Annotated in this window: 30 protein-coding genes and 2 pseudogenes; 29 read left to right on the top strand and 3 right to left on the bottom strand. The window is 50.2% G+C overall.

All coding sequences use genetic code 11. The features are described from left to right. Positions 1-21: 21 nt before the first annotated feature. From CRO19_RS18275 to CRO19_RS18235, 10 genes are all read left to right on the top strand, one after another. Positions 22-423, top strand: coding sequence for a hypothetical protein (locus CRO19_RS18275; protein ID WP_097097112.1), 402 nt, complete (start codon positions 22-24; stop codon positions 421-423). Positions 424-454: 31 nt separating this feature from the next. After that, a complete protein-coding gene (locus CRO19_RS18270) occupies positions 455-964 on the top strand; it encodes a phage regulatory CII family protein (protein ID WP_097097703.1) in 510 nt (169 codons plus the stop codon). A gap of 9 nt (positions 965-973) precedes the next feature. Continuing rightward, the gene (locus CRO19_RS18265; RefSeq protein ID WP_097097111.1) at positions 974-1,162 is read left to right on the top strand and encodes a phage filamentation protein Fil family protein; all 189 of its coding nucleotides are present in this window, start codon (positions 974-976) and stop codon (positions 1,160-1,162) included. Beyond that, positions 1,126-1,467 (top strand): DUF5347 family protein, encoded by a 342-nt coding sequence (locus CRO19_RS18260; RefSeq protein WP_097097110.1) that lies wholly within the window; start codon positions 1,126-1,128, stop codon positions 1,465-1,467. Before CRO19_RS18265 ends, CRO19_RS18260 begins: the two co-directional genes overlap by 37 nt. A 66-nt stretch (positions 1,468-1,533) precedes the next feature. Continuing rightward, positions 1,534-1,764 carry a DUF2732 family protein gene (locus CRO19_RS18255; protein WP_097097109.1) on the top strand — a complete coding sequence of 77 codons (231 nt, stop codon included), beginning with the start codon at positions 1,534-1,536 and terminating at the stop codon, positions 1,762-1,764. Then, positions 1,764-1,988, top strand: coding sequence for a TraR/DksA family transcriptional regulator (locus CRO19_RS18250; protein ID WP_097097108.1), 225 nt, complete (start codon positions 1,764-1,766; stop codon positions 1,986-1,988). Before CRO19_RS18255 ends, CRO19_RS18250 begins: the two co-directional genes overlap by 1 nt. Then, on the top strand, positions 1,988-4,243 hold the full coding sequence (locus CRO19_RS18245; protein ID WP_097097107.1) for a replication endonuclease: 2,256 nt from the start codon (positions 1,988-1,990) through the stop codon (positions 4,241-4,243). The genes CRO19_RS18250 and CRO19_RS18245 overlap by 1 nt, the downstream gene beginning before the upstream one ends. 106 nt (positions 4,244-4,349) lie before the next feature. Then, positions 4,350-4,526 carry a hypothetical protein gene (locus CRO19_RS26125; protein ID WP_176519170.1) on the top strand — a complete coding sequence of 59 codons (177 nt, stop codon included), beginning with the start codon at positions 4,350-4,352 and terminating at the stop codon, positions 4,524-4,526. A 434-nt stretch (positions 4,527-4,960) separates the two neighbouring features. Then, positions 4,961-6,595 (top strand): P-loop ATPase, Sll1717 family, encoded by a 1,635-nt coding sequence (locus CRO19_RS18240; protein WP_097097106.1) that lies wholly within the window; start codon positions 4,961-4,963, stop codon positions 6,593-6,595. Between the two features lie 185 nt (positions 6,596-6,780). Further along, positions 6,781-8,478 (top strand): ATP-dependent nuclease, encoded by a 1,698-nt coding sequence (locus CRO19_RS18235; protein ID WP_097097105.1) that lies wholly within the window; start codon positions 6,781-6,783, stop codon positions 8,476-8,478. Positions 8,479-8,521: 43 nt separating this feature from the next. Here CRO19_RS18235 and CRO19_RS18230 read toward each other — a convergent pair whose 3' ends face one another. Continuing rightward, positions 8,522-9,568, bottom strand: a complete 1,047-nt coding sequence (locus CRO19_RS18230; RefSeq protein ID WP_097097104.1) for a phage portal protein — start codon at positions 9,566-9,568, stop codon at positions 8,522-8,524. Next, complete coding sequence (locus CRO19_RS18225) at positions 9,568-11,331, bottom strand: terminase ATPase subunit family protein (RefSeq protein ID WP_097097702.1); 1,764 nt, start codon at positions 11,329-11,331, stop codon at positions 9,568-9,570. Before CRO19_RS18225 ends, CRO19_RS18230 begins: the two co-directional genes overlap by 1 nt. A 12-nt stretch (positions 11,332-11,343) precedes the next feature. Here CRO19_RS18225 and CRO19_RS18220 point away from each other — a divergent pair. From CRO19_RS18220 to CRO19_RS18135, 19 genes and pseudogenes are all read left to right on the top strand, one after another. Then, a pseudogene (locus tag CRO19_RS18220) lies at positions 11,344-11,550 on the top strand (P2 family phage major capsid protein); the annotation flags it as partial. Positions 11,551-11,626: 76 nt separating this feature from the next. After that, positions 11,627-12,043, top strand: coding sequence for an Rz-like lysis system protein LysB (gene lysB / locus CRO19_RS18215; RefSeq protein ID WP_097097103.1), 417 nt, complete (start codon positions 11,627-11,629; stop codon positions 12,041-12,043). Beyond that, positions 11,946-12,218: an Rz1-like lysis system protein LysC gene (gene lysC / locus CRO19_RS26260; protein WP_320204492.1), complete on the top strand. Its 273-nt coding sequence runs from the start codon at positions 11,946-11,948 to the stop codon at positions 12,216-12,218. Before lysB ends, lysC begins: the two co-directional genes overlap by 98 nt. After that, positions 12,151-12,618: a phage tail protein gene (locus tag CRO19_RS18210; protein ID WP_097097102.1), complete on the top strand. Its 468-nt coding sequence runs from the start codon at positions 12,151-12,153 to the stop codon at positions 12,616-12,618. Before lysC ends, CRO19_RS18210 begins: the two co-directional genes overlap by 68 nt. After that, complete coding sequence (locus CRO19_RS18205) at positions 12,615-13,064, top strand: phage virion morphogenesis protein (protein WP_097097101.1); 450 nt, start codon at positions 12,615-12,617, stop codon at positions 13,062-13,064. Before CRO19_RS18210 ends, CRO19_RS18205 begins: the two co-directional genes overlap by 4 nt. A gap of 235 nt (positions 13,065-13,299) precedes the next feature. After that, positions 13,300-14,238, top strand: coding sequence for a retron St85 family effector protein (locus CRO19_RS18200; protein WP_097097100.1), 939 nt, complete (start codon positions 13,300-13,302; stop codon positions 14,236-14,238). Next, positions 14,235-15,185 carry a retron St85 family RNA-directed DNA polymerase gene (locus tag CRO19_RS18195; RefSeq protein ID WP_097097099.1) on the top strand — a complete coding sequence of 317 codons (951 nt, stop codon included), beginning with the start codon at positions 14,235-14,237 and terminating at the stop codon, positions 15,183-15,185. The genes CRO19_RS18200 and CRO19_RS18195 overlap by 4 nt, the downstream gene beginning before the upstream one ends. Before the next feature lie 87 nt (positions 15,186-15,272). Continuing rightward, entirely contained in the window at positions 15,273-15,869 is a 597-nt protein-coding gene (locus CRO19_RS18190) for a phage baseplate assembly protein V (protein WP_097097098.1), read from the top strand. Beyond that, entirely contained in the window at positions 15,866-16,216 is a 351-nt protein-coding gene (locus tag CRO19_RS18185) for a GPW/gp25 family protein (protein ID WP_097097097.1), read from the top strand. Before CRO19_RS18190 ends, CRO19_RS18185 begins: the two co-directional genes overlap by 4 nt. A 4-nt stretch (positions 16,217-16,220) precedes the next feature. Further along, on the top strand, positions 16,221-17,129 hold the full coding sequence (locus CRO19_RS18180) for a baseplate assembly protein (protein ID WP_097097096.1): 909 nt from the start codon (positions 16,221-16,223) through the stop codon (positions 17,127-17,129). Continuing rightward, entirely contained in the window at positions 17,122-17,730 is a 609-nt protein-coding gene (locus CRO19_RS18175) for a phage tail protein I (RefSeq protein ID WP_097097095.1), read from the top strand. Before CRO19_RS18180 ends, CRO19_RS18175 begins: the two co-directional genes overlap by 8 nt. Beyond that, the gene (locus tag CRO19_RS18170) at positions 17,727-18,863 is read left to right on the top strand and encodes a phage tail-collar fiber domain-containing protein (protein WP_097097094.1); all 1,137 of its coding nucleotides are present in this window, start codon (positions 17,727-17,729) and stop codon (positions 18,861-18,863) included. Before CRO19_RS18175 ends, CRO19_RS18170 begins: the two co-directional genes overlap by 4 nt. Then, complete coding sequence (locus tag CRO19_RS18165) at positions 18,863-19,462, top strand: tail fiber assembly protein (RefSeq protein WP_097097093.1); 600 nt, start codon at positions 18,863-18,865, stop codon at positions 19,460-19,462. The genes CRO19_RS18170 and CRO19_RS18165 overlap by 1 nt, the downstream gene beginning before the upstream one ends. Positions 19,463-19,579: 117 nt before the next feature. Continuing rightward, positions 19,580-20,740: pseudogene (locus tag CRO19_RS26255) on the top strand (phage tail sheath protein); the annotation flags it as partial. Further along, positions 20,741-22,567, top strand: a complete 1,827-nt coding sequence (locus CRO19_RS18155; RefSeq protein ID WP_097097701.1) for a phage tail tape measure protein — start codon at positions 20,741-20,743, stop codon at positions 22,565-22,567. Positions 22,568-22,570: 3 nt separating this feature from the next. Beyond that, positions 22,571-23,098: a phage tail protein gene (locus CRO19_RS18150; RefSeq protein WP_097097092.1), complete on the top strand. Its 528-nt coding sequence runs from the start codon at positions 22,571-22,573 to the stop codon at positions 23,096-23,098. Continuing rightward, positions 23,095-24,270, top strand: a complete 1,176-nt coding sequence (locus CRO19_RS18145) for a phage late control D family protein (protein WP_097097091.1) — start codon at positions 23,095-23,097, stop codon at positions 24,268-24,270. Before CRO19_RS18150 ends, CRO19_RS18145 begins: the two co-directional genes overlap by 4 nt. Before the next feature lie 81 nt (positions 24,271-24,351). Continuing rightward, positions 24,352-24,570, top strand: coding sequence for an ogr/Delta-like zinc finger family protein (locus CRO19_RS18140; RefSeq protein WP_097097090.1), 219 nt, complete (start codon positions 24,352-24,354; stop codon positions 24,568-24,570). A gap of 109 nt (positions 24,571-24,679) precedes the next feature. Beyond that, positions 24,680-25,744 (top strand): phage integrase, encoded by a 1,065-nt coding sequence (locus tag CRO19_RS18135; RefSeq protein WP_097097089.1) that lies wholly within the window; start codon positions 24,680-24,682, stop codon positions 25,742-25,744. Between the two features lie 312 nt (positions 25,745-26,056). On the opposite strand, the gene CRO19_RS18130 is transcribed toward CRO19_RS18135, so the two are convergent. After that, entirely contained in the window at positions 26,057-26,404 is a 348-nt protein-coding gene (locus CRO19_RS18130) for a DUF2511 domain-containing protein (protein WP_176519220.1), read from the bottom strand. Between the last annotated feature and the right edge of the window lie 25 nt (positions 26,405-26,429).

Genomic DNA, 26,429 nt, shown 5'->3' with positions numbered 1-26,429 from the left:
ATTACGAGGAGATATTGCGTTATGCATACTGAAAATGCAAACAGCCAGAACGCATTTGACTTAGTGCAATCTCAAGATTTTATTGCCAATGTCGCTGCGATTTTAATGCCTGCCATCAGCGAAGCGGTTAACGACGCCGTGAACAAGGCTGTTACGCTCGCGACTTCACCAACTATGTCTAAGCAAGACTTCGCATCTGCTAACCGCATCAGCCTGTCTGTGCTGGAGAAATGGATTGCTAACGGAGTTGTGCTGCTCGCCCCTACCCCATCTTTCACCTATACGCAGAACCGCACCAATCGTAAGACAGGCGAAGTGGTAGAAACCACCATGACCAAACATGGCAATCCGCTTATCAATGTTGCTGCCTGGCGCGAAAAGAATCGTCAACAGGCAATCAAATGTCGCTACATCAAACCATAACTTGATTTTGCAAGCTGAGGGCTATTTGCACATGTTTGATTTCAAGGTTTCTACCCATGCGCATTATGACGATGCCTGCCGTAAATTCGCTTTATCACACAACATGGAAGACGTCGCTAAGCAATCTGGAATGCGCGCCCAAACACTACGTAACAAGCTCAACCCGGATCAGCCACATCAGCTGACAGTACATGAAGTTCTGACGCTTACCGATGCCACCGAAGACGCGACGCTCATTGATGGCTTACTTGCGCAAATCCAATGCTTGCCATGCGTCCCGGTCAACGAAGTTGCCAACGACAAACTGCCGCTGTATGTGATGAAAGCCACCGCTGAGGTTGGTCAGTTAGCGGCAGGCGCGATCTCGACTGAGCAATTAAGCGCTAGCTGCAAACGTAGCCTGCTGCAAAACGTTAACAGCGGTATTCGTTGTTTAACCCTCGCCGCACTGGCCGTTCAAGCGCGCATACAGGCTAATCCGGCTTTGTCTTCAACAGTCGATGCGATCAGCGGTCTTGGCGCGTCGTTTGGCGTGGTTTGAGGTGCAGTCATGATTTCATTCGCTGCACAGCTCAAAAGACAAAGCCCGTCAATGTCCTACGGGCATGGCTGGATTTTAGGTGACAACGGTAAGCGCTGGCATCCGGTTAAAGAGGTTTCAAGCGCACCACGATCTCAAGCCACACCCAAGAGAGGCAAATCATGGCTATCGAAGGCGATTCAATGCTTGTCGAACTGAGCGCCGGTCAACGTGTCGCGGCACTCAATCACGTTGCGTTGTTGCGCTCGCAATTTAAGAGCGGCAACAGTGAACAGGATTTATCGCGATTCTTCGACTCAATGCGTGATGTTAGAGACAGCAATTATCAGGACAACAAGCGCGCATTGAGCGCCATCTTTTTCCTGGCAAATATTGGCAAAGACCGACACAGCGCCGATTTTAGCGAATTAAGCACCGATGAAAAAACCGCCGTCATACGTGCAATGAACCAATTAAAAGCCGTCGTGAGTTTATTCCCCAAGCGAATGACGCTTTCTAACTAAATAACCCAAAGCAATTAACTGGCGTAAACCCGCCGGGATTCACTTTGCCCAAAAACAGGAGACTACATGCTGAATAATTCATCCCAACTTAAACATACGGCTTCATACATCGATCTCGACATGATGCTCAATGACGCGCGTAAAGAAGAGCGTCGTGATCGTGCTGACCTGATGGTTAATCGACTGAACATGCTGGCCGCAAAGATTCGCCACGACGAATTATCGCCGGTTGAAGCCGCCGAATTGCTTCATCAGGAAATCGAAAAGATCCAAACGCAAATCGCGGAGGCGCACTAATGGCCGACTCAATGGATATTGTGCAGCAGCGCACCGAGGAAATGCTCGAACGTAATATCGCGCTCATCGTTAATCGCCCCCCTGCGATTAGCGCTTCTTTCTGCGAAGACTGTGACGCCCCAATTTCGGAATTGCGTCGTCGCGCCTATCTGGGCGTTACTCGCTGCGTTTCTTGTCAGGAGATTGAAGAGCAGCGCGGAAAACATCTGCAGGCCAAAGCCTGATGACAGAGAATTATGCTTACCCGTGGAATGCTCCACGGGAAGCCATTGCCAGCCCCTATCCCACGTATGATGAAATTCACCATCGCAATCATCTGAATGCTCAAAAAGCTGAGCAAATAGCCAAGCTGGTTCAAGCTCATCACCTGCTAGAAAAACAACCTCAGATTGTTCAGTTTGATATCAAACGGCGTATGGCCGAACTTGAAAAGTCACAGGGTGAAATTCGTGCCAATGCGTACTTAACGAAGACTTTTGTTGAGCGCACATTGCCACGTGTTGAATGTGTGAACATCAAATATCGCCTCAGCGAAATGAAGGCCGGTACGCAAACTCTACTCACTAATAATTCAGACAAAGCAAATGGTGCAGCCAGAGCAAGTGGCGCGCTATGGGAGTTAATGCGTCGTTTTAACCGCTTGCCGGATATGGCTCGCGCCGATGTTGATTTGCTGGCTGGCGACATTGCCAACTTTGCCTTAGCTGAACTGGTGCAGGCGCATGCTCAATCTGACAACGAATCCGATTACAAATACGCGCACCGCATTTACATGACCGCCGCCACCATCACTCGCGAGTTTAATCAGACACCGCCATTGTGGGAAAAAGTCACATCACGCCTATTCGATCCGGAAGAAGTCACCCCCGCGATCATGCGCATGCAAACCGAGAAATGGTGGAAAGGCCGCCTGCGTCGTATCGCGGCATCATGGCGTGAACATCTGCAAATCGCCCTCGCCAACGTCAGCAAAAAACATACGCCCTATGCCAGCAATATGACGGTATCGGAATGGCGCGAGCAAAAACGCCGCACGCGTGAGTTTCTTAAAGGGCTTGAGCTGGAGAATGAGGAAACCGGCGAGAGGATCAGCTTAATCGACAAGTTTGATTCCAGCGTGTCGAATCCCGCCATTAAACGCTGCGAGTTGATGAATCGCATTCGCGGCTTTGAAAATATCTGCAACGAGATGGGTTTTGTCGGCGAGTTTTACACGGTCACTGCCCCTTCTCGCTACCATGCCACTATCAAGACCGGTCATCGTAACCGCAAGTGGAATGGTACCAGCCCGGCAGACACGCAGCGTTATCTGTGCAACGTGTGGCAGAAAATTCGCGCCAAGCTGCATCGCGAAGAAATTCGCATATTCGGTATTCGTGTTGCCGAACCCCATCACGATGCAACTCCACATTGGCACATGCTGATGTTTATGCTGCCTGAAAATGTTGATCGCGTACGTGAGGTTATCAGCGACTATGCATGGCGCGAAGATGGCAGTGAGCTAACCACCGAAAAGGCCCGCAGAGCGCGCTTTCATGCCGAAACCATCGATCCCGATAAAGGCAGCGCCACCGGCTACGTGGCGAAATACATCTCAAAAAATATCGATGGCTACGCGCTCGACGGCGAGCTAGACGACGAGAGCGGTAAAGAGCTGAAAGAAACTGCTTCAGCCGTTTCAGCATGGGCAGCGCGTTGGCATATTCGCCAGTTCCAGTTTATCGGCGGCGCGCCGGTCACGGTCTACCGCGAGTTACGTCGCATGGCAGACAGCGAAACCGCTCACGGACTTAGCATCGAGTTCGCTGCTGCGCATGACGCAGCAGATGCTGGCGATTGGGCAGGCTACGTTAACGCACAAGGCGGTGCATTTGTACGTCGTGATGAATTGGCAGTGCGCACATGGTATCAACCGAGCGAAGATCTCAATGCCTATGGCGAGGAAACCATACGCATCAAAGGCGTGTATGCAAAAGACGCTGGCGCAGATACGCCGATACTAACCAGATTGGCGCAATGGAAGATTGTGCCGAAGCGTGCCGTTGATTTGGCCGTTGACGTCAAGGGCGCGTCTGCGCCCTCTTGGAGTTCTGTCAATAACTGTACGGCCCCGCCGGATGATGATTCCCCTATCGACTTCACGCGCTCGCCGACCCGTGCCGAGAGAAGACGTATTTTGAAGAGATTGCATGAAAGCACGCCTGCAAAACCGCGAAAAAAACGACAGGCGCCGGTTTCTGATAAATATCGCGATCAACGTAAGCAGCTCAAAGACAGCTTTTATGATGTCTCACGTCTTACCCTTTCCGAAGGCGAAGTTACGCGCATGATGATGGGGCACAAGCTCAAAGTTGGCGCGCAAATATTCTGGAGTGGAACAAGCGGCTATCTGTTCGTGGAACATAGAAAGCCTTCCACAGCCCTGCAGCGGTTTAAGGCATTGGCCGCTCGGCATCGAAAAAGCAGTAATGTTCAATAATGCATCGGTCGGACAAATCCGAGCCATACGATTGTTTACGATTCCTTAACGCCATGATACTGTTTATACATACAGTGTATTTTATTGATAAGGAGTTAATTAGCTGATGGACATCGATAATCTGAGCGAGACCGTTGCCAGAATCCAATTTGTAGCCGACGTATCACTCATCGCACACTGCAAGGAAGATGAATTGAAAATGGCACTGTCGATGATCAGTGACATGGCCGGTTCGATTGACACCTCATTTTACCAGGACGCTATCTACTGCCAGGCAGAATGATCGCCAGTAGTTTCAGCACTGCGACTTAGCCACCGTTTCGGTGGCTTTTTTGATGCTGCAGCAGAACGCATGTGCATGCGTGATTTTGCATGATCCAAACTGGATCGCTAATCGCCCTTCTGCCCACGGCTGGCGCGGTATGAGGTGTGGCATGCAGATGCATTAAAAACGATGCATGAAGCGGGCAGGCGTGGCGGGGAAAGCATTGCGCGCCGATAAAAAAAGCTTTCGTATCATAAATGGATCAATAAAATATTGATATTCATCTTATATGTCTAGTATTCCATAAACTCTTTTAATGGCAAATGCATATGAAATTTTATAAACATTATCATTTCTACTGCCTTCCCATCAGGATTTTGCGTGGCAAAACTAGTCAAATGCAATAACTTACGATATAACATGACTTTAAATTCTTCCCTTTGGATCATCACATGGCTTTCAATCCTGTTAAAATCAAAAGAAACTTAAGCATTGGCGATTTGGATGCTGAAACAGACAATGACTTTCTTGATAGCTGTTTTTTGGATAAAGGCTATTTAGATGACTTATTAAATGTTAATAATCCATGTTCAATCATAGTAGGTCGTACAGGAGCAGGAAAAAGCTCTCTTTTATACAAAGTAAGTTCTTCAGTAGATAACTTTAAAAAAATCGACCCAAACGATATATCAGTAAAATTTCTGGAACATTCAGATATAATTCAATTCATGGATAATCTGGGCGTAAATCTCGACTTATTCTATAAAATGCTCTGGCGCCACATATTAATAATTGAATTAGTTAAACTTCGTTATAGCATAAAAAATGAGGAAGATAACGATAGTTTTTTTAGAGGGTTATTTGATTGGTTCAAACGTGATGACACTAAGAAAAAAGCCATCAACTATTTTAGAGAATGGGGTGATAAGTTTTGGCTTGATACAGATGAACACCTTAAAGAAATAACACAAAAACTTGAGAATGAAACTAAAGCTAATCTTGGCGCAAAGTACTCGGGGTTAGAAGTCTCATTGAATGGCGCACAAAAACTGAGTGACGAGCAAAAAGTAGAAATAACTAAAAGAGCAAGTCAGGTTGTCAGCGGCTTGCAAATAAAACAACTCAACGAAATGCTTTCAATGCTTGCAGACTATTCTTTTAGAGATCCGCAAAAGCACTACTATTTATTAATAGACCAACTTGACGAAGATTGGGCTGACACTGATACTCGCTGCAAATTCATTAGAGCTTTAATTGAGGAAGTTAAAGGATTTCGTAAAATAAACAATGTTAAAATCCTTGTTGCTCTTCGCAAAGACCTCATTGATTTAGTTTTCGACAAAACAAGGGGCGCTGGTTTTCAAGAAGAAAAATATGAATCATATGTTCTTCAAATTCAATGGACAAAAAAAGAACTTATTGAGCTTGTAGAAAAAAGAGTTCGCGAGACTTTCAGAAAAACTTATACTAATGATCTAGTAACAATCGCTGACATATTCCCTGAGGCCAGAAAAGGCCCATCAGGAATATCTCCGATGGAATATATATTAGAGCGTACTTTATTAAGACCACGAGATATATTGCAATTCATTAATGAAACATTTCGCGCAGCTTTTGATAGAGACAAGATAACTTGGGGGCTTATTTATGAAGCAGAATCTAATTACTCTGAGAAAAGACTCCGATCTTTAAAGGAGGAATGGGGGGAAACTTATCCTTCATTTGAAGATACAGTCGAAGTTTTGAGGGGTAGAACTGCAACTTTTAACTATGCTGACTTCAGTAATAAGCCTTATGAAACCGTAGTTACAACTCTTTCCGCAAGAACCACAAGCGATCCTTGTAGTGTTATTGCAAGAAAATATCTTGAGACATCAAACATTACTGAGTCTGAAATAATAAACTTAATGCTTTCGTGTTTGTATAAAGTCGGTGCTGTTGGAATAAAGCTTGAAACTAACAATGGATTTGTTTGGTCTTATAGAAATAAAAGCTCAATAACTACAGGTGAGGCTGACCGAGTTCACCAACTTAAAATTCATAAAATGCTGCATAAAACACTTGACATTAACTCACATGAAAATTAATTGACATCATAAACACAGAGCTGAGTACGCATTGATTTTTTAAATTCTCACTTGAATTTTTTGTGAAACAAACTGAGATTGTAACATCAAAATTATATCTGCTGGGAACATAGAATAATTCTGGCAGAATATTTTTCACTTAATCGCAACGTATTATGCTTGATTTTTTATAGGAACCCACAGTGATGTTAAACGAAATCGAGTTTCAAGCGGGACCAATTCAAGGTGCTGAGTCATTAAAGATTGAAATGACACCGCTTACCGTTTTTGTTGGCCCGAACAATAGTGGAAAGTCAAAATCTCTATCAGAGATATTTCAACTGATTAGAGAGCCCATGCATACGCCTTTAGTCGTAAAAAATATATCAATTGACGAAAATGTTGCCGAAGATTTATACAATAGCAATAGATATTTACGTAGTGTTAGACCTGGCGAGTATATTAATGAAGGCATGAAATTAATAGAAAAAATTGTCGAATACGAAAACATAAACATTACTTTATATGATCAGAATAAACCCGAATATTTTAGGGTCCTTAATAAAAGACAGAACTCTGACTTAGCTGTTTATCTTTCATTGTTTTGCTTGAAACTTGATGGTCAAAGTAGACTAAACTTGATAAATCAGCAGCCCGCCGGGGATTTATTAGAGCCTCCTAGGAACAGTATTAGCTATTTGTTTTCTAATGATGAAAAAAGAAAAATTCTTCGTGAGATTGTTTTTGAAGCTTTCGGAAAATACTTAGTTGTTGACCCTACTCTTACTGGTAACTTTAGATATCGCTTATCTGCAACAGCACCAGAAAATGATGCGTTAGAAAAAGGTTTAACTAGGGAGTCTATAGAATTTCATAGGAATGCACATCAGGTAACCGAAGCAAGTGATGGAGTAAAAGCTTTCATCGGCACACTATCTACTTTAATAGCTGGAGATCCGGTTCTAACGTTGATTGATGAACCCGAAGCATTTTTACATCCTTCTCTTGCAATGAAATTAGGAAAAGATATTGCAAGAATAGTAAACGACAATAAAGATGGGTTAAAGAAGCAAGTAATAGTTTCAACACACAGTGCAAATTTTATAATGGGATGCATTCAAGGTGGTGCAAATATAAACATTGTTAGGCTAACATATGATTATGAAAATGCAACTGCAAGGGTTTTAAAGCGTGAACAACTGACACCATTAATGAGGAATCCGTTATTAAGGTCGGTGGGTGTATTGAACGCTTTATTTTATAGTGCAGTAATAGTTACAGAAGCTGATGCCGATAGAGCCTTTTACCAGGAAATAAATGAAAGATTACTCGAGGCTAAAGATAGGCGCGGCATTGAAGGTTGTTTATTTCTCAACGCTCAAAATAAACAAACTGTTTGGGACATTGTCGGTCCCTTGAGAAAGTTAGGAATACCAGCTTGTGGTATTGTTGATCTTGATGCCTTTAATTACACCGGTGGGGAGTTCAATAAGCTTTTAGAAAACTGCCACATCCCCCCAATAATGTATTCATCGCTTCGAATACACAAAGCATCATTACTTGAAGCTTTCAGAAAAATAAAAGAGAATGATGGTAAAAACTTTAAAACTGAAGGCGGAATAGATCTATTGAAGGCAGACGAAAAGGATGCTTGTGCTGCTTTTATTTCTACTCTGGCTGAATATGGTGCATTTATTGTTCCCCGAGGGGAGTTGGAGGCTTGGCTAACAAGTTTAGATGTTCCAAGAAGTAAACATGTTTGGTTAAAGGAAATATTCGTAGCGATGGGTGAAGATCCTACTGCTAATAGTTATGTTAAACCTGCCAACGGTGATGTATGGAATTTTATTGCAACCATTAGTACGTGGGTTAAGAATAATAATAAAAAGGGTATTCCTGCTTAACCTCTCAATACAGGGCAACTGAAGTAGTGGCCCTGCGTGAATATTAGATTTCAGTTTCCAAAAGGTTGTAAGTACGAAAATTTATAACCTTTTGACCTATCCAGCTGTTAAGTTCTTTCATCCTCTCCTGCAGCGGGGTCAGTTCGTTCCGCACAAACACCTGCGCCGCCTTCACCGCATCACCAAACCCGCCTGTATTATCTGGAATAATCCCCATCATCTGCGGCGGCACGCGGTGGGCGCTTAGCAGATCGTCACGACTCGCCTTCTTGATATTGAAAAAATCATCCCGTGTTGCCACTTCACTGAGCGGCAGAATCTTGATGCCGTCTGGTTTGCCGTTGGGCGCATACATAAACAGATTACGGAAGTTGCCAATCCCTTTCGTGTCGCGCATGGCCTGTCGCATGCGCTCTATGTCGCTGCTGCTCTGTGCCGCGTCGGTCATATAGAGAATGTACCCGGCGTGCGCCCCGTTCTGATAATATTTGCGGCGGAACAGCGTAGCCGCCTCATTCAGCCAGGCGGAGTTAAGCGCGCTGAGATATTCCGGCAGGCCGTATAGCTCCTGATTGATATCCGGCTCGATAAGGTGGAACACCTGATCCGCTTCAAACTGGTGCGCCTGCTTCCATTCATCCACAAACCAGTACACGCCCTCTTCCACGCCGCGCCGCGTGTATTTAGCTGGTGATGTTTCCAGCCTGAGAGGCTGGCCGAGTGAGTTACGGCGCAGCTCGGCAAAGGCATTGCCAAACACCAGATAATCCAGTGCAAACTTGCTGAACTCCTGCTGACTTAGCAGCGGGTGCGGGATAAAGGTTGAAGCCAGAATGTTGCGCTTCACGTAGAGCGGCGAACTGTGATGCACCGCTGCGCGCAGACTTTTCGCCAGCCCGTGAAAGCTGACCGGCGGCTCATACCAGCGGCCGTTATGGATGCACTCGGCATAATCCATGATGTCGCGCTTATCGAGTACCGCCGTCGGCTCGCCGAAGCTGAACGTCTCGAAAGGCTGCTGTGTTGTCGGCGCGTTCTGTGCGTGCTGAGTTGTGGCGGTGAATGCTTTACGGCCTTTGCGTTTGCTCATCAGTAAAATTCCATAAATGAAGGGTTATCGCCGCCGCTGGCAGCGGTAAGCGGTTCGTTAAGCAGTGCGTGCATGATTGCCCAGGCAACGTCGGCGTGGCTGGCTTCTTCACTGCGGCTGGCCTCGTAGGTTGAGCGGTTGCCGCTGGCGGTCATGGTTTTGCGGATCGCCATAAACGACTGCGTGATGTCGGTCTGGCCCGCGTCGTACTCGAGCCGGCCGCTGCTGATGGTGTCTTTCGCTTTCAGCACCATGGCGGTTTTCACCTCGGGCGAATACTTGATTTCGCGCGCTGCCGGGAAGAACTGGCGCACAAGCTGGAACACGCCCTGACCAATGCCGGTCGCATCCACGCCGATGTATTCCACGGTGTATTTTTCTGTAAGCTGCTTAATCGACTGTGCCTGCGCGGCGAAGTCCATGCCGCGCCACTGGTGGCGCTCCAGCACGCGGAATTTGCCGCCCTTCACCAGCGGCGGCGCAATAACCGCACATCCGGCGCTGTCGCCAGTATGCGAAGGATCGTAACCAATCCACACCGGGCGATAGTCGAACGGGCGCAGCGCGTACGGGTTGAAGTCCGTCCATTCCTCCAGGCTGTCGACCATGCAGGTCTGCAGCTCGGCGAATGGAAACACGCTGGCCTCGTCGTCGACAAATTCACACATCAGCAGGTTCTGATACTCCGACGGGCTGTACTCAAGCTGCAGCTGATCGATATCGAACAGGTTACAGCCGCCGGTCAGCGCATCCTCAACCGTAACAATCTGCCGCCACTGGCCGTCGCCGCACAGCGCGCCTTTAGCGAGGTGGGAATGCGAGAGATCCAGCTCAATACGGTCATCTTTGTTACGGCGACCTTTGTTGAACAGCTCGCCTGACCAGAACGGATAAGCGCTGTGTGACAGGCTCGACGGCGTGGAAAAGTAGGTTGTGCGCCACTTTTTGTGCAGCGACATGCCGCTGGCAACTTTGCGCAGCTCCTGAAACTTCGGTATCCAGAAATATTCATCCAGGTACAGATTGCCGGTGTAGCTCTGCGCGGTGCGCACGTTGGTGCCGAGAAAAATCAGGCGCGCGCCGTTAGGCAGCACAATCGGGTCGCCTTTCAGGTCAACGTCAGCCTGACGGGCAAAGTCGAGGATGTAGTTTTTGAAAACGTGCGCCTGGGCTTTACTGGCTGACAGGAAAATCTGGTTGCGCCCGGTGGTCAGCGCATCGATCAGTGCCTCGCGGGCAAAGTAAAACGTTGCGCCAATCTGACGGGATTTGAGGATATTGCGGATGCGGTGCGCGAGTCCGGCCTGATGCCAGCCGAGCTGGTACGCAAAGCACCCATCCATAAACAGGCCGGTGAGCTTGTCTGTCTGCTCGTCGCTGAATACGTTCTTGATTACCGGCTGGCGCTCGCCCCTGTTGCGGTTGCGCACGTTGGGATTGAGATCCGCCTCGTTGCCGCTGCTGCGGTAGCGCTCAACGCGCGCCAGCCGTTCAATCTGACGTCCGAGCGCGTCTATCTCCTTGTAATCACCGTTCCCCTTTACCTCTTTCATGATGAGCTGAATCAACCGCGCTTCCATGCTGGCTTCCACGCGACTGATGGGCGCGATGCTGTCCCATTCGTCGCGCAGCTTCCAGCTCTGCACGGTCGGCGTTTTCTGTCCGAGCGTCTCCGCAATCTGGCGCACGGAAAATCCCTGCCAGTAAAGCAGCGCAGCCTGACGGCGCGGATCGCTGATGATGGTGCCGGGTGTCATGTTCATGCCGGTAAGGCCAACCTGTCGATTTACTGGCAGGAAGGCACGCAACGCCGCCACATCGAAGAGGTGCCGAAGCGTGACCGCATCGAAAACTACGAATCCGCTAACGAGGATTACGTGGTGGAGGACTATGCGGCGGGCTGCGTGATTGAAAACATCGAACTCGGTGATTTCAGCGAACCGGCGGCAGCCACCACCGCAACCCCGGAAGCGGGAGAGTAACGCATGCTGAGTCCCGCCCGCCGTCACCGGATAACCGCCGCGTGCGCGAGCTTGCATGGTGCCTTAAGGGGGCGTTGTGATCCGCATTACAGGAACGCTTTTAACCGTGGCACTGCTGGCGCTGGCGTTAACCGTCTGGCGCTGGTCGGTTGCCAGCGATGAACTGGCGAGTGCACAGCGGGTAATTGGCACGCTGTCAGCGGGCATCGAGAGCCGCGACAAAGCGATCAGCCGCCTCAACAGTGAAAACCTGCAGGGGCAAAAGCGCGAGGCCGCGCTGCGGCTGATGCAGGGGCGGGCCAGCGCCGGAGCGCTGACCCGCGAGGCACAAATACAGAGGGAAACCGATGCAAACCCGATACTCCGCGACTGGTCTGCTGCTGCTTTGCCTGACGATGTTATCAGGCTGCACACCCGACCGTCCTTCGCCAGCGCCAGAGATTATCTGGATTGGCTGTCCGCGCGTGACAAGCTGCCCGGTGCCGGGAAATAGCCTGAAAACGGCCGGCGATCTGGCGGCGGATAACCGGCAGCTTGAGGCGGCGCTCGCCTCATGCGGGCTGCAGATAGAAATCATTAAAGACTGCCAGGAACAACACGATGCTGAAACCTCAACAACTGCGCAAGGCACTGACCGACAGCGTGCCGCTGCTGCAGCGAAACCCTGACAGCCTGAATGCGTTCATTGACAGCGGGCGTATCGTCTCAACGCTCGCCGCCTCGCTGTCGTTTGAATATCAGTACCGGCTGAACATGGTGATCACCGACTACACAGGCGATATCGATCTGCTGATTGTGCCGATGCTGGAATGGTTGCGCGTGAATGAACCCGACATCATGGCGACCAAAGAAAAGCAGCAGACCGGCTTCACGTTCAAGGCTGACGTTATCAGCGATACGGCCAGCGATATCAGTATTGATCTACAGCTGAGCGAGCGGGTGATCGTCAAGCGCGTGGGTGATGAACTGCACGTCGAGCACGTCGGGGAAAATCCTTTAGCTGAGAAAGATGCGCGGCCGGTGCAGCTCTATGCGCACGGCGCGCTTATCAGCGAGTGGAAACCGTGAGCGACCTGCAACTGGTCAACGATCGCCTGAATGCGCTGATAAACAATCTGTCTGCTCCGGCACGCAAGGAGATGGCGCGCACTATCGCGAAGAAACTCCGCGCCAGCCAGCAACAGAATATTAAACGCCAGCAGGCATCGGATGGCACGCCCTTCAAGCCGCGCAAGGCACAACCGATACGCAGCAAAAAGGGGCGGGTAAAGCGCGAGATGTTCGCCAAACTCCGCACGGTTAAATACATGAAAGTGCAGGCTACCTCAGATGAGGCGGTAGTTGAGTTTACCGGGCGCGTGCAACGCATGGTGCGAGTGCACCACTATGGCCTGCGTGATAGGCCATCACGTAATAGGAGTGAGATTCAATACGAACCTCGCCCATTAATGGGTATAAATCAATCAAATTTAAATCTGATAGGGGATATAGTAATTGATTCCCTCAGCTCCTAGCTCGTTCTTAATCGAAAGCTATTGCATTAATTTATATGATGTGTAAATTTATTTGGGCCAAACCTAGCATTATGGGTGGAATTCCCATCGGGCCATGAGTCATGGTTCCGCATTGTATTTGGACTATGCCCGTCGTTCAGTTCTCTGAGCGGCGTCTGGTGGCCGCCGATCAGAGAACTGAACGACGTGCTCTAGTAGGTTTGGCTCTAATAAAACCTAACTCTCAGGAAGATCAATGATTGTTCAGTTTAAAAAAAGTGGCACTGAACTTAATCGAGCACTGAAGCTCCTGAACTTTTTCATTGAAAAAGATAGAGTAAAATGTCCGGGCGACGTAAAAAAGTTTGTTTTCCTTTGTGGAGCCAACAAAAATAATGGCGAGCCATCAGCACGTAGAACAGAGCTTATAAAGTTTTCAGAAAAGCAACTTAGTAATTGTCATTTTTTTCTTGCTGAACTTATCTTCAAAGAATTATCAGAAGACGATGATGCTCAACTTGATAACCTATTAGATATTGAAAGTGAATTATCTGCCCTAGCTGACCATATATTAATAATATTGGAGAGCTATTCATCCTTTACTGAGCTAGGTGCATTTTCCTATAGTAAAGAATTAAGAGGTAAATTAATCGTAATAAACAACTCAAAATATATTAATCAAAAATCATTCATTAACATGGGGCCAATCAAAGCAATTACAGAAGTTAATGACAAGGGGCATTTTCTTCATTATAAAATGAACGAGTCCTCTGATGCTATTGATCGTGCAGATGGTATTGGCGCTGTCTTTGCACCACTTCATGACCTCTTAGCCCGTAGTGATAGAAAACAAGCAAGAACATTAAAGAAAGATGATCTTAATCCAGCCACTAATTTTAACAAAGATTCTATACGGTTCATACATGATATTATTTTTACTTGTGGCTCAATTACACAAAGCGAATTAATTGAAATTCTTGTAGAGATTTTTGGCAATACTTTCTCATTTAAAAAACACGCACAAAAACATTTAGGTGTCTTAAAGGCTATAAATATAATAAATACATCAAATGGCTTTTACTATTCATTACAAAGAAAATATTACTTTAAGTATGGTTTCGATATCGAGAGTATATCATCAACTTTTAAATTGTTCTTTTTAAAAAACGCTCCTGAAAGGATCTATCTTAAATGAGCCTTTACACTTTAATCGATAAAGAAGTAATGATGCGTGATGGGTTTACCCAATCTGTAATCGACTCTAGTGAGCCACCAAAAAAATGGTCAATACCTAAAAAAAATGGTGGTTATAGGTCTATCCATCATCCCTCATCCAAAAATAAACTTCTGCAATATTGGCTACTAACTAAAGTCTTTGACAAATTACCTCAGCACGATGCTTCTTATGCTTTTGTGAAAAATCGTTCAATTAAAGACAATGCTCTTCGCCACGCAAAAGAAAAAAACAATTACTACGTAAAGCTGGACATTAAGGACTTTTTTCCTTCCATCGAATTTTCAGATTTCGAAAAATGCTTTCTTCGGTATCGCGAACTAATTTCAATACCTACGACTTGGGATGAGAGCTTACTTTTCTTAATAAAAGAAACGTGTTTCCTTAAGCCGCAAAAAAATTTACCAGTTGGGTTTCCTAGCTCCCCAGCCATTGCTAACTTTGTTGCGAGAGAATTGGATGAACTTATACTTGGCGAACTTGCATCGTATGAAAAATACAATCCAATTTATACTCGCTATGCTGATGATTTAGTAATTTCAGTTGCGGAGAAAGGTTTAAGCAAGGAAATAATCAAAGCTGTTAAAAAAGCCATAAAAAATTGCACCTGTAACTTCTCACTAAATGAACAAAAAATAAAAATCTGTAGTGCTTCGGGTGGCAGCATAATCGCCACTGGATTAAAAATATGTAATGACCATCATTTAACCTTGCACAAAAAAATGAAGGACTCAATAAGACTTAAGCTAAGTCTTTATTCTAAGGGAAAGTTAAATATTGATGAACTTAACAAACTTTCGGGTTACATCGCTTTTGCAAAAAGTATAGATGAGCACTTTTATACAAAACTTAATAGGAAGTTTTTTAAAGAGTTAAGCTCATTGGAAAATGTCCACCTAAAAGAATAGTGCAAACTAATATTTTTTCCGTCTGCTCATATCCCAACAAACTTCCTTGCCTAGAAGAATAATTTTTTCACATGCATTCTTCTAGCCATGCAAAATCATGAATCAATCTCCGAAATCCTGCGCCTGCTGCGCAACCTGATCCGCATTGGCACCGTGTCCGCCGTAAAACTGGACGGCGGGTTATGCCGTGTGGATACAGGGAATAACACAACTGGCTGGCTTCACTGGCTCTCTGCGCGTGCGGGGAAAACCCGTTCATGGAATGCACCGTCGGTGGGTGAGCAGGTGCTCGTTTTATGCCTCGGCGGTGAACTCGATACCGGGTTTGTGCTGCCGGGGATCTTCTCTGATGACAACCCCGCCCCATCCGCATCTGCTGATGCGTTGCACTGGTCATTCCCTGACGGCGCCGTAATTGAGTACGAACCGGAAACCGGTGCGCTAAAAGCAACCGGCATACAAACCGCCACCATCGAGGCGGCGGTCAAAATCCTGCTGAGTACACCAGAGGTTGAATGCTCAGCCCATCTGAAAGCCAAAACGTTTGAATTTTCAGAGGGCGGCAAGATGACCGGCAACGTCGAGCACAGCGGCGGAAAGTTCGATTCGAATGGCGTTGTTGTGGATGACCACGATCACGGCGGCGTGCAGCGCGGCGGAAGCAGAACGGACGGCCCCGAATGACGACAGCGAAATATATCGGCATGAGCCGGGAAACCGGCGAGGCGCTAACCGACCTCGATCACATCCGTCAGTCAGTGCGCGACATTCTTTTAACCCCGCTCGGCTCCAGGGTGATGCGGCGCAAGTACGGCTCGCTGCTGTCGGCGCTGATTGACCAACCGCAGAACGAGTCGCTGCGCCTGCAGATCATGTCGGCCTGCTATATGGCGATCCTACAGTGGGAGCCGCGCATAAAACTCACCGCCATCAATTTCGACTCTGATTTCAACGGCGGCATGTTGGTCGAGCTGACCGGCAACCGCACCGACACCGCGCAACCCTTTTCCTTAACCGTTCCTGTAAGCTGAGAACATGGCAACTATCGACCTGAGCCAGCTACCCGCGCCAGACGTGGTGGAGACGCTGGACTATGAAACCCTGCTAGCCGAACGCAAAGCCACGCTGATTTCGCTCTACCCGGAAGAACAGCAGGCCGCTATCGCTCGCACGCTGTCGCTTGAATCTGAACCCATCGTGAAGCTGCTGCAGGAAAATGCGTATCGTGAGGTGATTCTGCGCCAACGCATCAACGAGGCGGCAAAGGCCGTGATGGTGGCTTACGCGCTTGATGACGATCTCGACCAGCTCGGCGCAAATAACGGTGTTGAGCGCCTGACCATTACACCGGCCGATGACACTGCCATCCCGCCCACGTCGGCGGTGATGGAAAGTAACGATGATTTCCGCGCTCGTATTGCAGCCGCGTTTGAGGGGCTGAGCGTGGCCGGGCCAACCGGCGCATATGAGTATCACGCCCGAAGCGCCGACGGCAGGGTGGCGGATGCGTCCGCTATCAGCCCGTCACCCGCCGTTGTCACCGTCACGGTGCTGGCGCGTGATGGCAACGGCACGGCCGCCGCCGACCTGCTGGCCGTGGTGGATGCCGCGCTTAACAATGAGAACGTGCGCCCGGTGGCTGACCGTGTAGGCGTGCAGTCGGCGGAAATCGTCGATTACGTCATTGAGGCCGAGCTTTATCTCTATCCGGGGCCGGAGGCTGAACCCATCCGCGCGGCATCTGAGGCAAAACTCGCGGCCTACGTGTCGGCGCAGAAGCGGCTCGGGCGCGACATTCGCCTGTCGGCGCTGTATGCGGCCATTCACGTTGAGGGCGTGCAGCGCGTGAACCTGATCCAGCCAGCGGCAGATGTGGTGCTGGATAAAACGCAGGCGGCATACTGCACCGGCTACACGCTGACCGTGGGAGGCTCGGATGAGTGATCGCCTGCTACCTACCGGTTCGTCTTCGCTGGAGGTTGCCGCCGCTGAGGCGCTGGCGAGCCTAAGCACTATGAACGTGCCGCTGCGCCAGCTCTGGAACCCGCAGACCTGCCCGGTGCCATTGTTGCCTTATCTGGCGTGGGCATGGTCGGTTGACCGCTGGGATTCCGGCTGGAGTGAATCAACCAAGCGCGCCGTAGTGGCAGCAGCGCGCTATGTGCACCGGCACAAAGGCACCATCGGCGCTATTCGCCGCGTGGTTGAGCCGCTGGGTTATCTGATCCGTGTTATCGAATGGTGGAAGACTAACGAGACGCCAGGCACGTTCCGGCTTGATGTGGGCGTGCTTGATACCGGCATCACCGAGGAAATGTATAACGAGCTGGAACGCCTGATAGCGGATGCCAAACCGTGCAGCCGCCATCTGATTGGGCTTTCCATCAACCTCGATGCCAGCGGCGCTATCCCGGTTGCCGTCGCCAGCTACAGCGGCGACGAGCTGACCATTTACCCCTACACCCCTGAACTTATCAGCGTCGGCGGGCCGGTCTATTCCGGTGCGGCGGTGCATCTTATCGACCTGACGGAAGTGAGCGCATGACACAAAAATATTTTGCCCTGCTGACCAATCAGGGCGCGGCCAAGCTGGCGAACGCCGCCGCGCTCGGCACAAAAGTAGACCTTAAGGAAATGGCCGTCGGCGACGGTGGCGGCACGCTGCCCACGCCAGACCCGGCGCAGACTAAGCTTGTCGGGGAAAAGCGCCGCGCACAGCTCAACTCGCTGTCGATTGATGCGGCCAACAGCAGCCAGATTATCGCCGAGCAGATAATCCCGGAGGGTGACGGCGGTTTCTGGATTCGTGAAATTGGCCTGTATGACGCCGACGGCGTGCTGATTGCCGTGGCGAACTGCGCGGAGACCTACAAGCCGCAGCTTGCCGAGGGCAGCGGGCGCACGCAGACGGTGCGCATGATTTTAATCGTCAACAGTACCAGCGCCGTGACGTTGAAAATTGATCCGTCCGTGGTGCTGGCGACCCGTAAGTACGTGGACGACGGAGTAATTGTGGCGAAGCAGTACGCCGACACGCTGCTGGAGCAGGCAAAGAAATACGCTGATGACCAACTGGCTCTGCACCTGAAGGCCAGCAATCCTCACGCTCAGTATCTGCAAATAGCTAAGTCACTGGCAGAGATTAAGGATGCGGGCAAGGTGGTTGAAGCCCTTAAAAGCCTCGGCATAGGTGAAGGTGCACCGCTCATTGGCTCGCCGTTCCCGTGGCCGCACGCGCAGATGCCTAACGAATTGTTTGCCTCAATGTCAGATATGGTTTTTCTGAAAACTAACGGTGCAAGTTTTAGCGGAACGCTTTATCCAAAACTTGCGCTGCCTTATCCAGGGTTAAAGCTGCCTGACCTGCGTGGCGAATTTATTCGCGGCTGGGATGACGGGCGAGGCATCGACAGTGGGCGTGCGTTGCTTACGTTACAAACTGATGCTTTGCAGCGAATTACAGGCACGCTGGAAATGGGCAACGGCATCGGCCTGATGACTAGCCCCCACGCCTCGACAAATGGCGCATTTGGTGAAGGGCCGTCGCGTGTTCAAACGCCAGCGACGCAGCAGAAGGACGGTTTTGCAGTCAGTTTTGACTCAGCAAACGTCACCCGCTCGGCAACAGAAACCCGCCCGCGTAACGTGGCATTCAACTACCTTGTGAGGGCTGCATAATGGCTTCAGTAAAAAAAGTAGAGTTGGGCAGTGATGGTCTGGCAGCAGAATCGGGCGTCATGACGGTTTACAGCTATGATCCTGAAACCGGCCTCTGTACGGGCGCATCGGATGAATATCTGGCGCAGGGCGTCGGCATTCCTGCGAACTCGACCACGAATGTCCCGGCTGCGTGCAAGTCCGGCAAAGTGTGCGTGTTTAACGACGGCGAGTGGGTACAGGTTGACGATCATCGCGGTGAAACGGTCTACAGCACGGCAACCCTTAAACCGGTTGAAATCACGCTGCCGGGCGAATATCCGGAAGGAACCACCCCGCTCAAGCCCGCGACGGCGTTTGATGTGTGGAGCGGAAAGGCATGGAAAACAGACGTAAAGGCGCAGCAGGCGGCGGCAGTAAGCGACGCTGTGGCTAAGAAGTCAGCCCTCATCATTGAGGCCAACAGCGTTACGCAGGCGTGGCAGACGCAGCTGCTGTTGAGCATCATCACCGATGTTGACAGGGCATCACTGACACGGTGGATGCAGTATATTCAGGAAGTGCAGGCAACAGATGAATCAGGCGCGCCTGATATTAACTGGCCTGAAAAGCCTGAATAACTGAGAAGCCCCTCGGGGCTTTTCTTTTGTCCGCTGATCCATGAGCAAACCGCAACTGCATGCAGTACCCCGCCTGAACTGACACCCTGAGCACACCTTTAACCAGGAGTGCATCAGATGGCAGATTATCATCACGGTGTCCGCGTCGTCGAAATCAACGACGGCACACGCACCATCTCCACCGTATCAACCGCGATTGTCGGCATGGTCTGCACCGCGCAGGATGCGGATGCGGCAACGTTTCCGCTGAATACACCGGTGCTTATTACCAACGTGCAGGGCGCAGTTGGCAAAGCCGGTGTAAAAGGCACGCTCGCCACCTCACTGCAGGCAATCGCTGATCAGTCTAAACCCGTTACCGTCGTGGTGCGCGTGGCAGAAGGCGCAGACGAAGCCGAAACTATTTCCAACATCATCGGCGGCACCGACGAAAACGGCCAGTACACCGGCATGAAAGCGCTGCTTGCCGCGCAGACGCAGCTCGACATTAAGCCGCGCATTCTCGGCGTGCCGGGCCTCGACTCGCTGGAAGTCGCAACCGCGCTTGCCAGCATCGCACAGCAGCTGCGCGCCTTCGCCTACGTGTCAGCGTGGGAGTGCAAAACCATTTCCGAAGCCCGCCTGTATCGCGACAACTTCAGCCAGCGCGAGCTGATGGTGATCTGGCCGGATTTCCTCGCATGGAATACCACCGCAAATAAATCCGACGTTGCTTACGCCACCGCCCGAGCGCTGGGCCTGCGCGCCAAAATCGACAACGACACCGGCTGGCATAAAACCCTGTCGAACGTTGGCGTAAACGGCGTGACAGGTATCTCCGCGTCGGTGTTCTGGGATCTGCAACAGACCGGCACCGATGCCGACCTGCTCAACGAGGCGGACGTCACCACGCTTATCCGTAAAGACGGTTTCCGCTTCTGGGGCAACCGTACCTGCAGCGACGACCCGCTGTTCCAGTTTGAGAGCTACACCCGCACCGCGCAGGTGCTGGCCGATACGATGGCCGAGGCGCACATGTGGGCGGTCGATAAGCCGCTGACGCCGGTACTGGTGCGCGAAATTATCGCGGGCATCAACGCAAAATTCCGCGAGCTGGTCAACGCCGGTTATCTGCTGGGCGCGTCCGCCTGGTACGACGAAAGCGCCAACGATAAAGACACGCTGAAAGCGGGCAAGCTCTTTATCGATTACGACTACACGCCGGTGCCGCCGCTGGAAGACCTGACGTTACGCCAGCGCATCACTGACACCTATCTGGCGAACTTCGCCGCATCCGTTATGGAATTCGACAAGCAGATGTCAGAAACGCAGGCGCTGCTCGATACCGGTAAAAACGATCCTAAGCTGGCAGCTATCCGCAAACAGGCGCGAGACATTGGCGGCAGTACGGCATTTTCTCCAACGGATGTGGCGCGTACGCAGAGCACGCTGGCCCGTTCCGGCTACGATGCCGACGCCATACTGGCGTCAACGGAATCGACGGTAAACCTGTCGCTGGCCTCTAAGGTCGATATTGCCGAGGCGGCTGACATCGTTACCAACATGCAGACCGCTTTCAAAATCCCGATGGCGGAGATCCAGCGTGTTTCCGACGTAATGACGAAGGGTTTCACCAAGTCCAATACCAACCTGCTTGAGCTGGGCGAGGCAATGAAATACGTCGCGCCGGTTGCGCGTGCGGCTGGTGCCAGCATTGAAGACACCACCGCCATGCTTGGCGTGATGGCGGATAATGGCATCAAAGGTTCGATGGCGGGAACCGGTGGAAGCGCAGTGTTCAGCAGGTTACAGGCTCCGGTTGGGCAAGCCCCTGCAGCGCTCAAAGAGTTGGGAATCAAAACCCGCGACAGCAAAGGCAATATGTTGCCGGTGTTTGGCATTCTCAAAAGTATTGATGCCTCATTCAAAAAGAACCGGCTCGGCACAGCGCAGCAGGCGGAGTACATCAAAACCATCTTTGGTGAAGAAGCGATGAAAGGTGCCATCAACCTTATCGACGCCGCCGGAAACGGTAAGCTTGATGAAAAGCGCAGCTACTTGATGAACGCAGGTGGAGCCGCTAAACAGGTGGCAAATGTTCAGGTTGATAACCTCGATGGCGATCTGCTCAACCTCTCATCAGCATGGGAGGACGTGCGAATTGAGATGTTTGAGCAGCAGGACAAATCCCTTCGCAAGCTTACGACCACCGCCAACAAATGGCTTGTCACCGCTGGCAATTGGGTGAAAGCCAACCCTGAACTGACAACCAAAATTGTCATGCTGACGGGCGCAGCTACAGCGCTTGTCGCGGGGCTGGGATTGATTGGTCTGGTTGCATGGCCGGTCGTGGCGGGGATCAACGCATTGATTGCAGGCGCGGCTTTACTTGGCACAGCATTCAGCATCGCTGGCGGTGCAATAACAGCGGCGCTTGGTTTAATCACGCTGCCGGTCGTGGCTGTCGTGGCGGCGATCGTGGCCGGTGCGTTGATGATTCGTAAATACTGGGAGCCTATCAGCGCATTTATGGCGGGCGTAGCCAAAGGATTTACCGCCGCAATGGGGCCAATCAGCGAATCCTTTGGCTCACTAAAACCACCATTTGAATGGCTTGGCGGTAAGGTGAAAGAGCTTTGGGGCTGGTTTGGCAAGCTGCTGGAGCCGGTTAAATCCACGCAAGCAGAGCTGGCCTCAGCCGGTGAGATGGGTAAGAAGTTCGGCAACATGCTGGCTGAGGCTTTGAAAATTCCCAGCCACGCACTCGACCAGCTACGAAGCGGCATTGATTGGGTGCTGGAAAAGCTCGGCATCATCGATACGAAATCTGATGGCCTTAAAGACAAGGTGCCTTCACCCGATCCAATGGCTACCGGCGGCGCTGGCGTAAATACGGTCGGCTTGCAATACAGCCTGGCAACTGGTGGCGCGCCTTATAGACCAGTGTCGGCACCGTCTGCAGGCGGCGGATTTACCGACCGCAGCCAGAACAGTTACCAGTATGAAATCAACATGCATGAAGGCATGAGCAAAGACGATGCGTTGGCGCTTATGGCGCAGCATCAGGCGCGTGAGCAGCGTAACCGACAGGCGCAGAATCGCAGCAAAATGAGTTGGGAGGATTAAGCGATGATGATGATCTACGGCATGATGCCGTTTATGCGACAGACGCTGCCTTATGGCGAGTTGCAGCAGAACATCGATTATCGCTGGCCGACTAACAGCCGATTTGGTCAGCGACCGGCGGCGCAGTTCATTGGGCCGGGCGATGAGAAAATCACGCTTTCGGGCGAGCTTCGCCCGGAAATCACCGGCGGCGCTGTATCGCTGATGACCGTCCGAGTACTTGCCGATCAGGGAATGGCGTGGCCGTTGATTGGTGGCAGCGGCATGATTTACGGCATGTATGTGATTGAGAGCATTTCCAATACGCATAGCGAATTTTTCCCCAACGGTGCCGCCAGTAAAATCATGTTCACCCTTAGCCTTCTGCGCGTGGATGAATCCCTCACCTCAATGTTTGGTGATCTGAAAATGCAGGCTGACGAACTGATTAGCGGGGTGGGCAATCTGCCAGGGCAGATAACATCGGCTATCGGAAGCGTTAAGTCAGCGGCCGGCAGTCTGATTTCACAGGCTGGAGGGCTAGTCGGATGACGGGTATCAGTGGTCTGCCGGTGCAGATGGGCGCGAATTTAACCCCAGACTTCATGCTCAAGGTTAATTCGAAGGATGTAACGACGAACATCCGGGATCGCCTGATATCGCTCACACTGACAGATAACCGCGGCTTTGAGGCTGACCAGCTCGACATCGAATTGAACGACGCAGACGGTCAACTGGCAATGCCGGTACGCGGTGCTGTGGTAACGCTGTTTCTTGGCTGGAAAGGACAGGCGCTGATCGGTAAAGGGAGTTTTACCATTGATGAGGTTGAGCACCACGGCGCGCCAGACACAATGACGATTCGCGCCCGCAGTGCTGATTTTCGCGGCTCACTGAATTCCCGCCGTGAAGTGTCCTACCACGAAACAACCCTAGGCGATATTGTCACGCAGATTGCCGGTCGCAATAAACTTAACCCCATGCTGGCCGATGGCTTTGCCGGGATTGCGGTGGCGCATATTGACCAGACACAAGAGACCGACGCCAAATTCCTGACGCGCCTTGCCACGCTCTATGGAGCGGTGGCCGCAGTAAAAGCCGGTCGCCTGTTATTTATCCGACCGGGTAATGGCGTCACCATTAGCGGCAAACCCATCCCACAGATGACCATCACACGTAACGATGGTGATCGGCATACTTTCAGCATCGCTGACCGTGGCGCTTATAGCGGCGTATCGGCAAGCTGGCTTCACACCAAAGACCCAAAGCCAAAGAAAGTGAAGCTGCAGCGCAAAATGAAACTGCGCCAGCTTCGCGCGCTTGAACATCCCGCAGCAAAGAAATCGAAAACAAAAGTTGTTAAGCCACCGGAAGCGAAAGAAGGTGATTATCTGGCAGGCAGCGAAGACAACGTGTTTACGCTGACGACAGTCTATTCCAGCAAAGCAACGGCGATGCGCGCCGCTAAAGCTAAGTGGGAAAAACTACAACGTGGCGTCGCTGAATTTTCGCTTACGCTGGCAATGGGGCGAGCTGATCTCTATCCCGAGACACCGGTCAAAGTGAGCGGCTTTAAATCGGTGATCGATGCACAGCCGTGGCTCATTAGTAAAGTGACACATAGCCTGAGCAATAACGGATATACCACTCAACTCGATTTTGAGGTGCTGCTCACCGACATTGAATATCAGTCAGAGTCAGAGGGTGAAACGGAAAGCGGCTAATCAGGCTGTAATTTGCAAACCGGGATTTGCTTATTCAAAATTAGCCTCAACCGCCCTGCTTTACTTGCTAAGGATTTCAACATGATGCATTGCCCGTTATGCCAAACGGCGGCTCACGCCAAGAGCAGCCGTTACATCTCTAAAGAGACGAAAGAACGCTATCACCAGTGCCAGAATATTAATTGCAGCTGCACCTTCAAAACCCTTGAGTCAGTTGCAGGAATCATTGTTTCGCCCGGCCAGGTAAACAAAGTTCCGCTCTACTCTAATCAACAACATCAACCGTCGCTACTCCACTAATTTAGCCCGCTTACGCGGGCTTTTTCATGTTTACTTTCTGATAAACAAACATTGAATACTGTTTTTATATACAGTAATTTAGCGCCATTTTTTGTAATGGAGCTTGGTCATGGCAATCAGAAAGTTGAGTACCGGAAAATGGTTGTGCGAGTGCTATCTTAACGGGCGAGAAGGCAAGCGCGTCAGGCGCCAATTCAAAACCCGCGCCGAAGCGATCGCCTTCGAGCAATACACCCTCGATGAGATGAAAGCAAAGCCGTGGCTGGCAGAAAAAGAGGATAAGCGCAGATTAAACGAGCTGGTTGAGCTGTGGTACAAATTGCATGGACGCGCCCTAAGCGATAACAAAGGCCGCCTGGCAAAGCTCTATATCATCAGCAATGGAATGGGAAATCCTGTTGCATCCGAGATAACAGCAAAGGATTGGGCACACTATCGTGATGACCGGTTGGAAGGCAAAATTCAGAACGGTTATAAGACTAGCTTGAAATCATTAAAAGTTTCTCCTGGCACTGTTAACTGTGAGCATGCATTCCTGCGCGCATTGTTTAACGAACTGGAGCGGCTCGGTGAAATCTCTTACCCCAACCCGCTCAAAAACATTCGTGAATTTGACCAGCCAGAAAAAGAAATGGCTTGGCTGACCGGCGAGCAAATACAAAAACTTTTTGCCGCCTGTAAAATTCACGGTAATGATGACCTGACACTCATAATTAAAATCTGCCTATCAACTGGATGCCGCTGGAGTGAAGCTGCATCATTAAAGGCGACCCAACTTTCCCCAAATAAACTCACCTTCATCAATACCAAAGGGAAAAAGAATCGCTCTGTGCCGATCAGCGATGAACTGTATAAAGAATTGAAGGAAAGGAAAGACCGTTATTTTAAAGAGTGCTATCGCCAGTTTTACCTCGTCATTCGTCTGGCAGGGATCGAATTGCCTGAGGGGCAAATGAGTCACGTCCTACGACACAGCTTCGCCAGTCACTTTATGATGGCCGGGGGAAACATCATCGTGCTGCAGCGCATCCTGGGACACTCAGATATCAGGGTAACCATGCGTTATGCCCACTTCGCACCGGATCATTTGGAAGATGCAATTCGTTGTAATCCATTGGCGTTAATGGCTAAGAATAATGGCGGTAAAGTGGCGGCAGAAGTTCCAGCAGAGTAGAACAGAAGGCAACAGGATGGGATTTAACTCATTGATTTTACGATAAGTCATTGATGCCAAGTACTAAACAAAAAAAGACCGAATACGATTCCTATATTCGGTCCAGGGAAATGGCTCTTTGAGAGCCGTGCGCTAAAAGTTGGCATTTTTGCAGGCGAGGACGCCTTGCCATTTAAAGGTAGACCACGAGTGATTAATTTCCAGCCAATCGTCACGATTGGTAAGGAAAGCTGTCAACTCTGTGATCGTGCTGACAGAACGGGAGAACAAGCGCAGCGACAAAACTGTGCGCTACGCCTGATAAAGAAAGGATTACTTACCGCACAGCTGCTGAGCACGATCGACAATCGGCTGCAGGCTCATTTTCTGCCCCGGGTGCGCTTTATCGTCAGCAACAATGGTATCAATGGATTGCAGCGTACCTTGTCCAGCAGTTTTGCGCGCATAGGCAATATCGTTAAGCGGATACTGCAGTAGCGTGCTGGGGTTAATAGCGAATAGTGCACCATCTTTTTCACACGTGAGCATCACTTCTTCGCGGGTAAACGGCCATTTATCTTTACCAATCTCAAAGCGGCTGACGGTAATAATCTGTGCAGCCATCGCCTGGCCACACAGCGCCATCAATACGCCAGCTGGAATCAATTTCTTCAGCAAAATATCAACCTCGTTTCATCTTCTTTAA

The sequence above is a fragment of the Candidatus Pantoea floridensis genome, assembly GCF_900215435.1.
GTDB classification, from domain to species: domain Bacteria; phylum Pseudomonadota; class Gammaproteobacteria; order Enterobacterales; family Enterobacteriaceae; genus Pantoea; species Pantoea floridensis.
The sequence above is the reverse complement of the archived record's forward strand: the minus strand, read 5'-3'. Positions and strand labels throughout refer to the sequence as shown.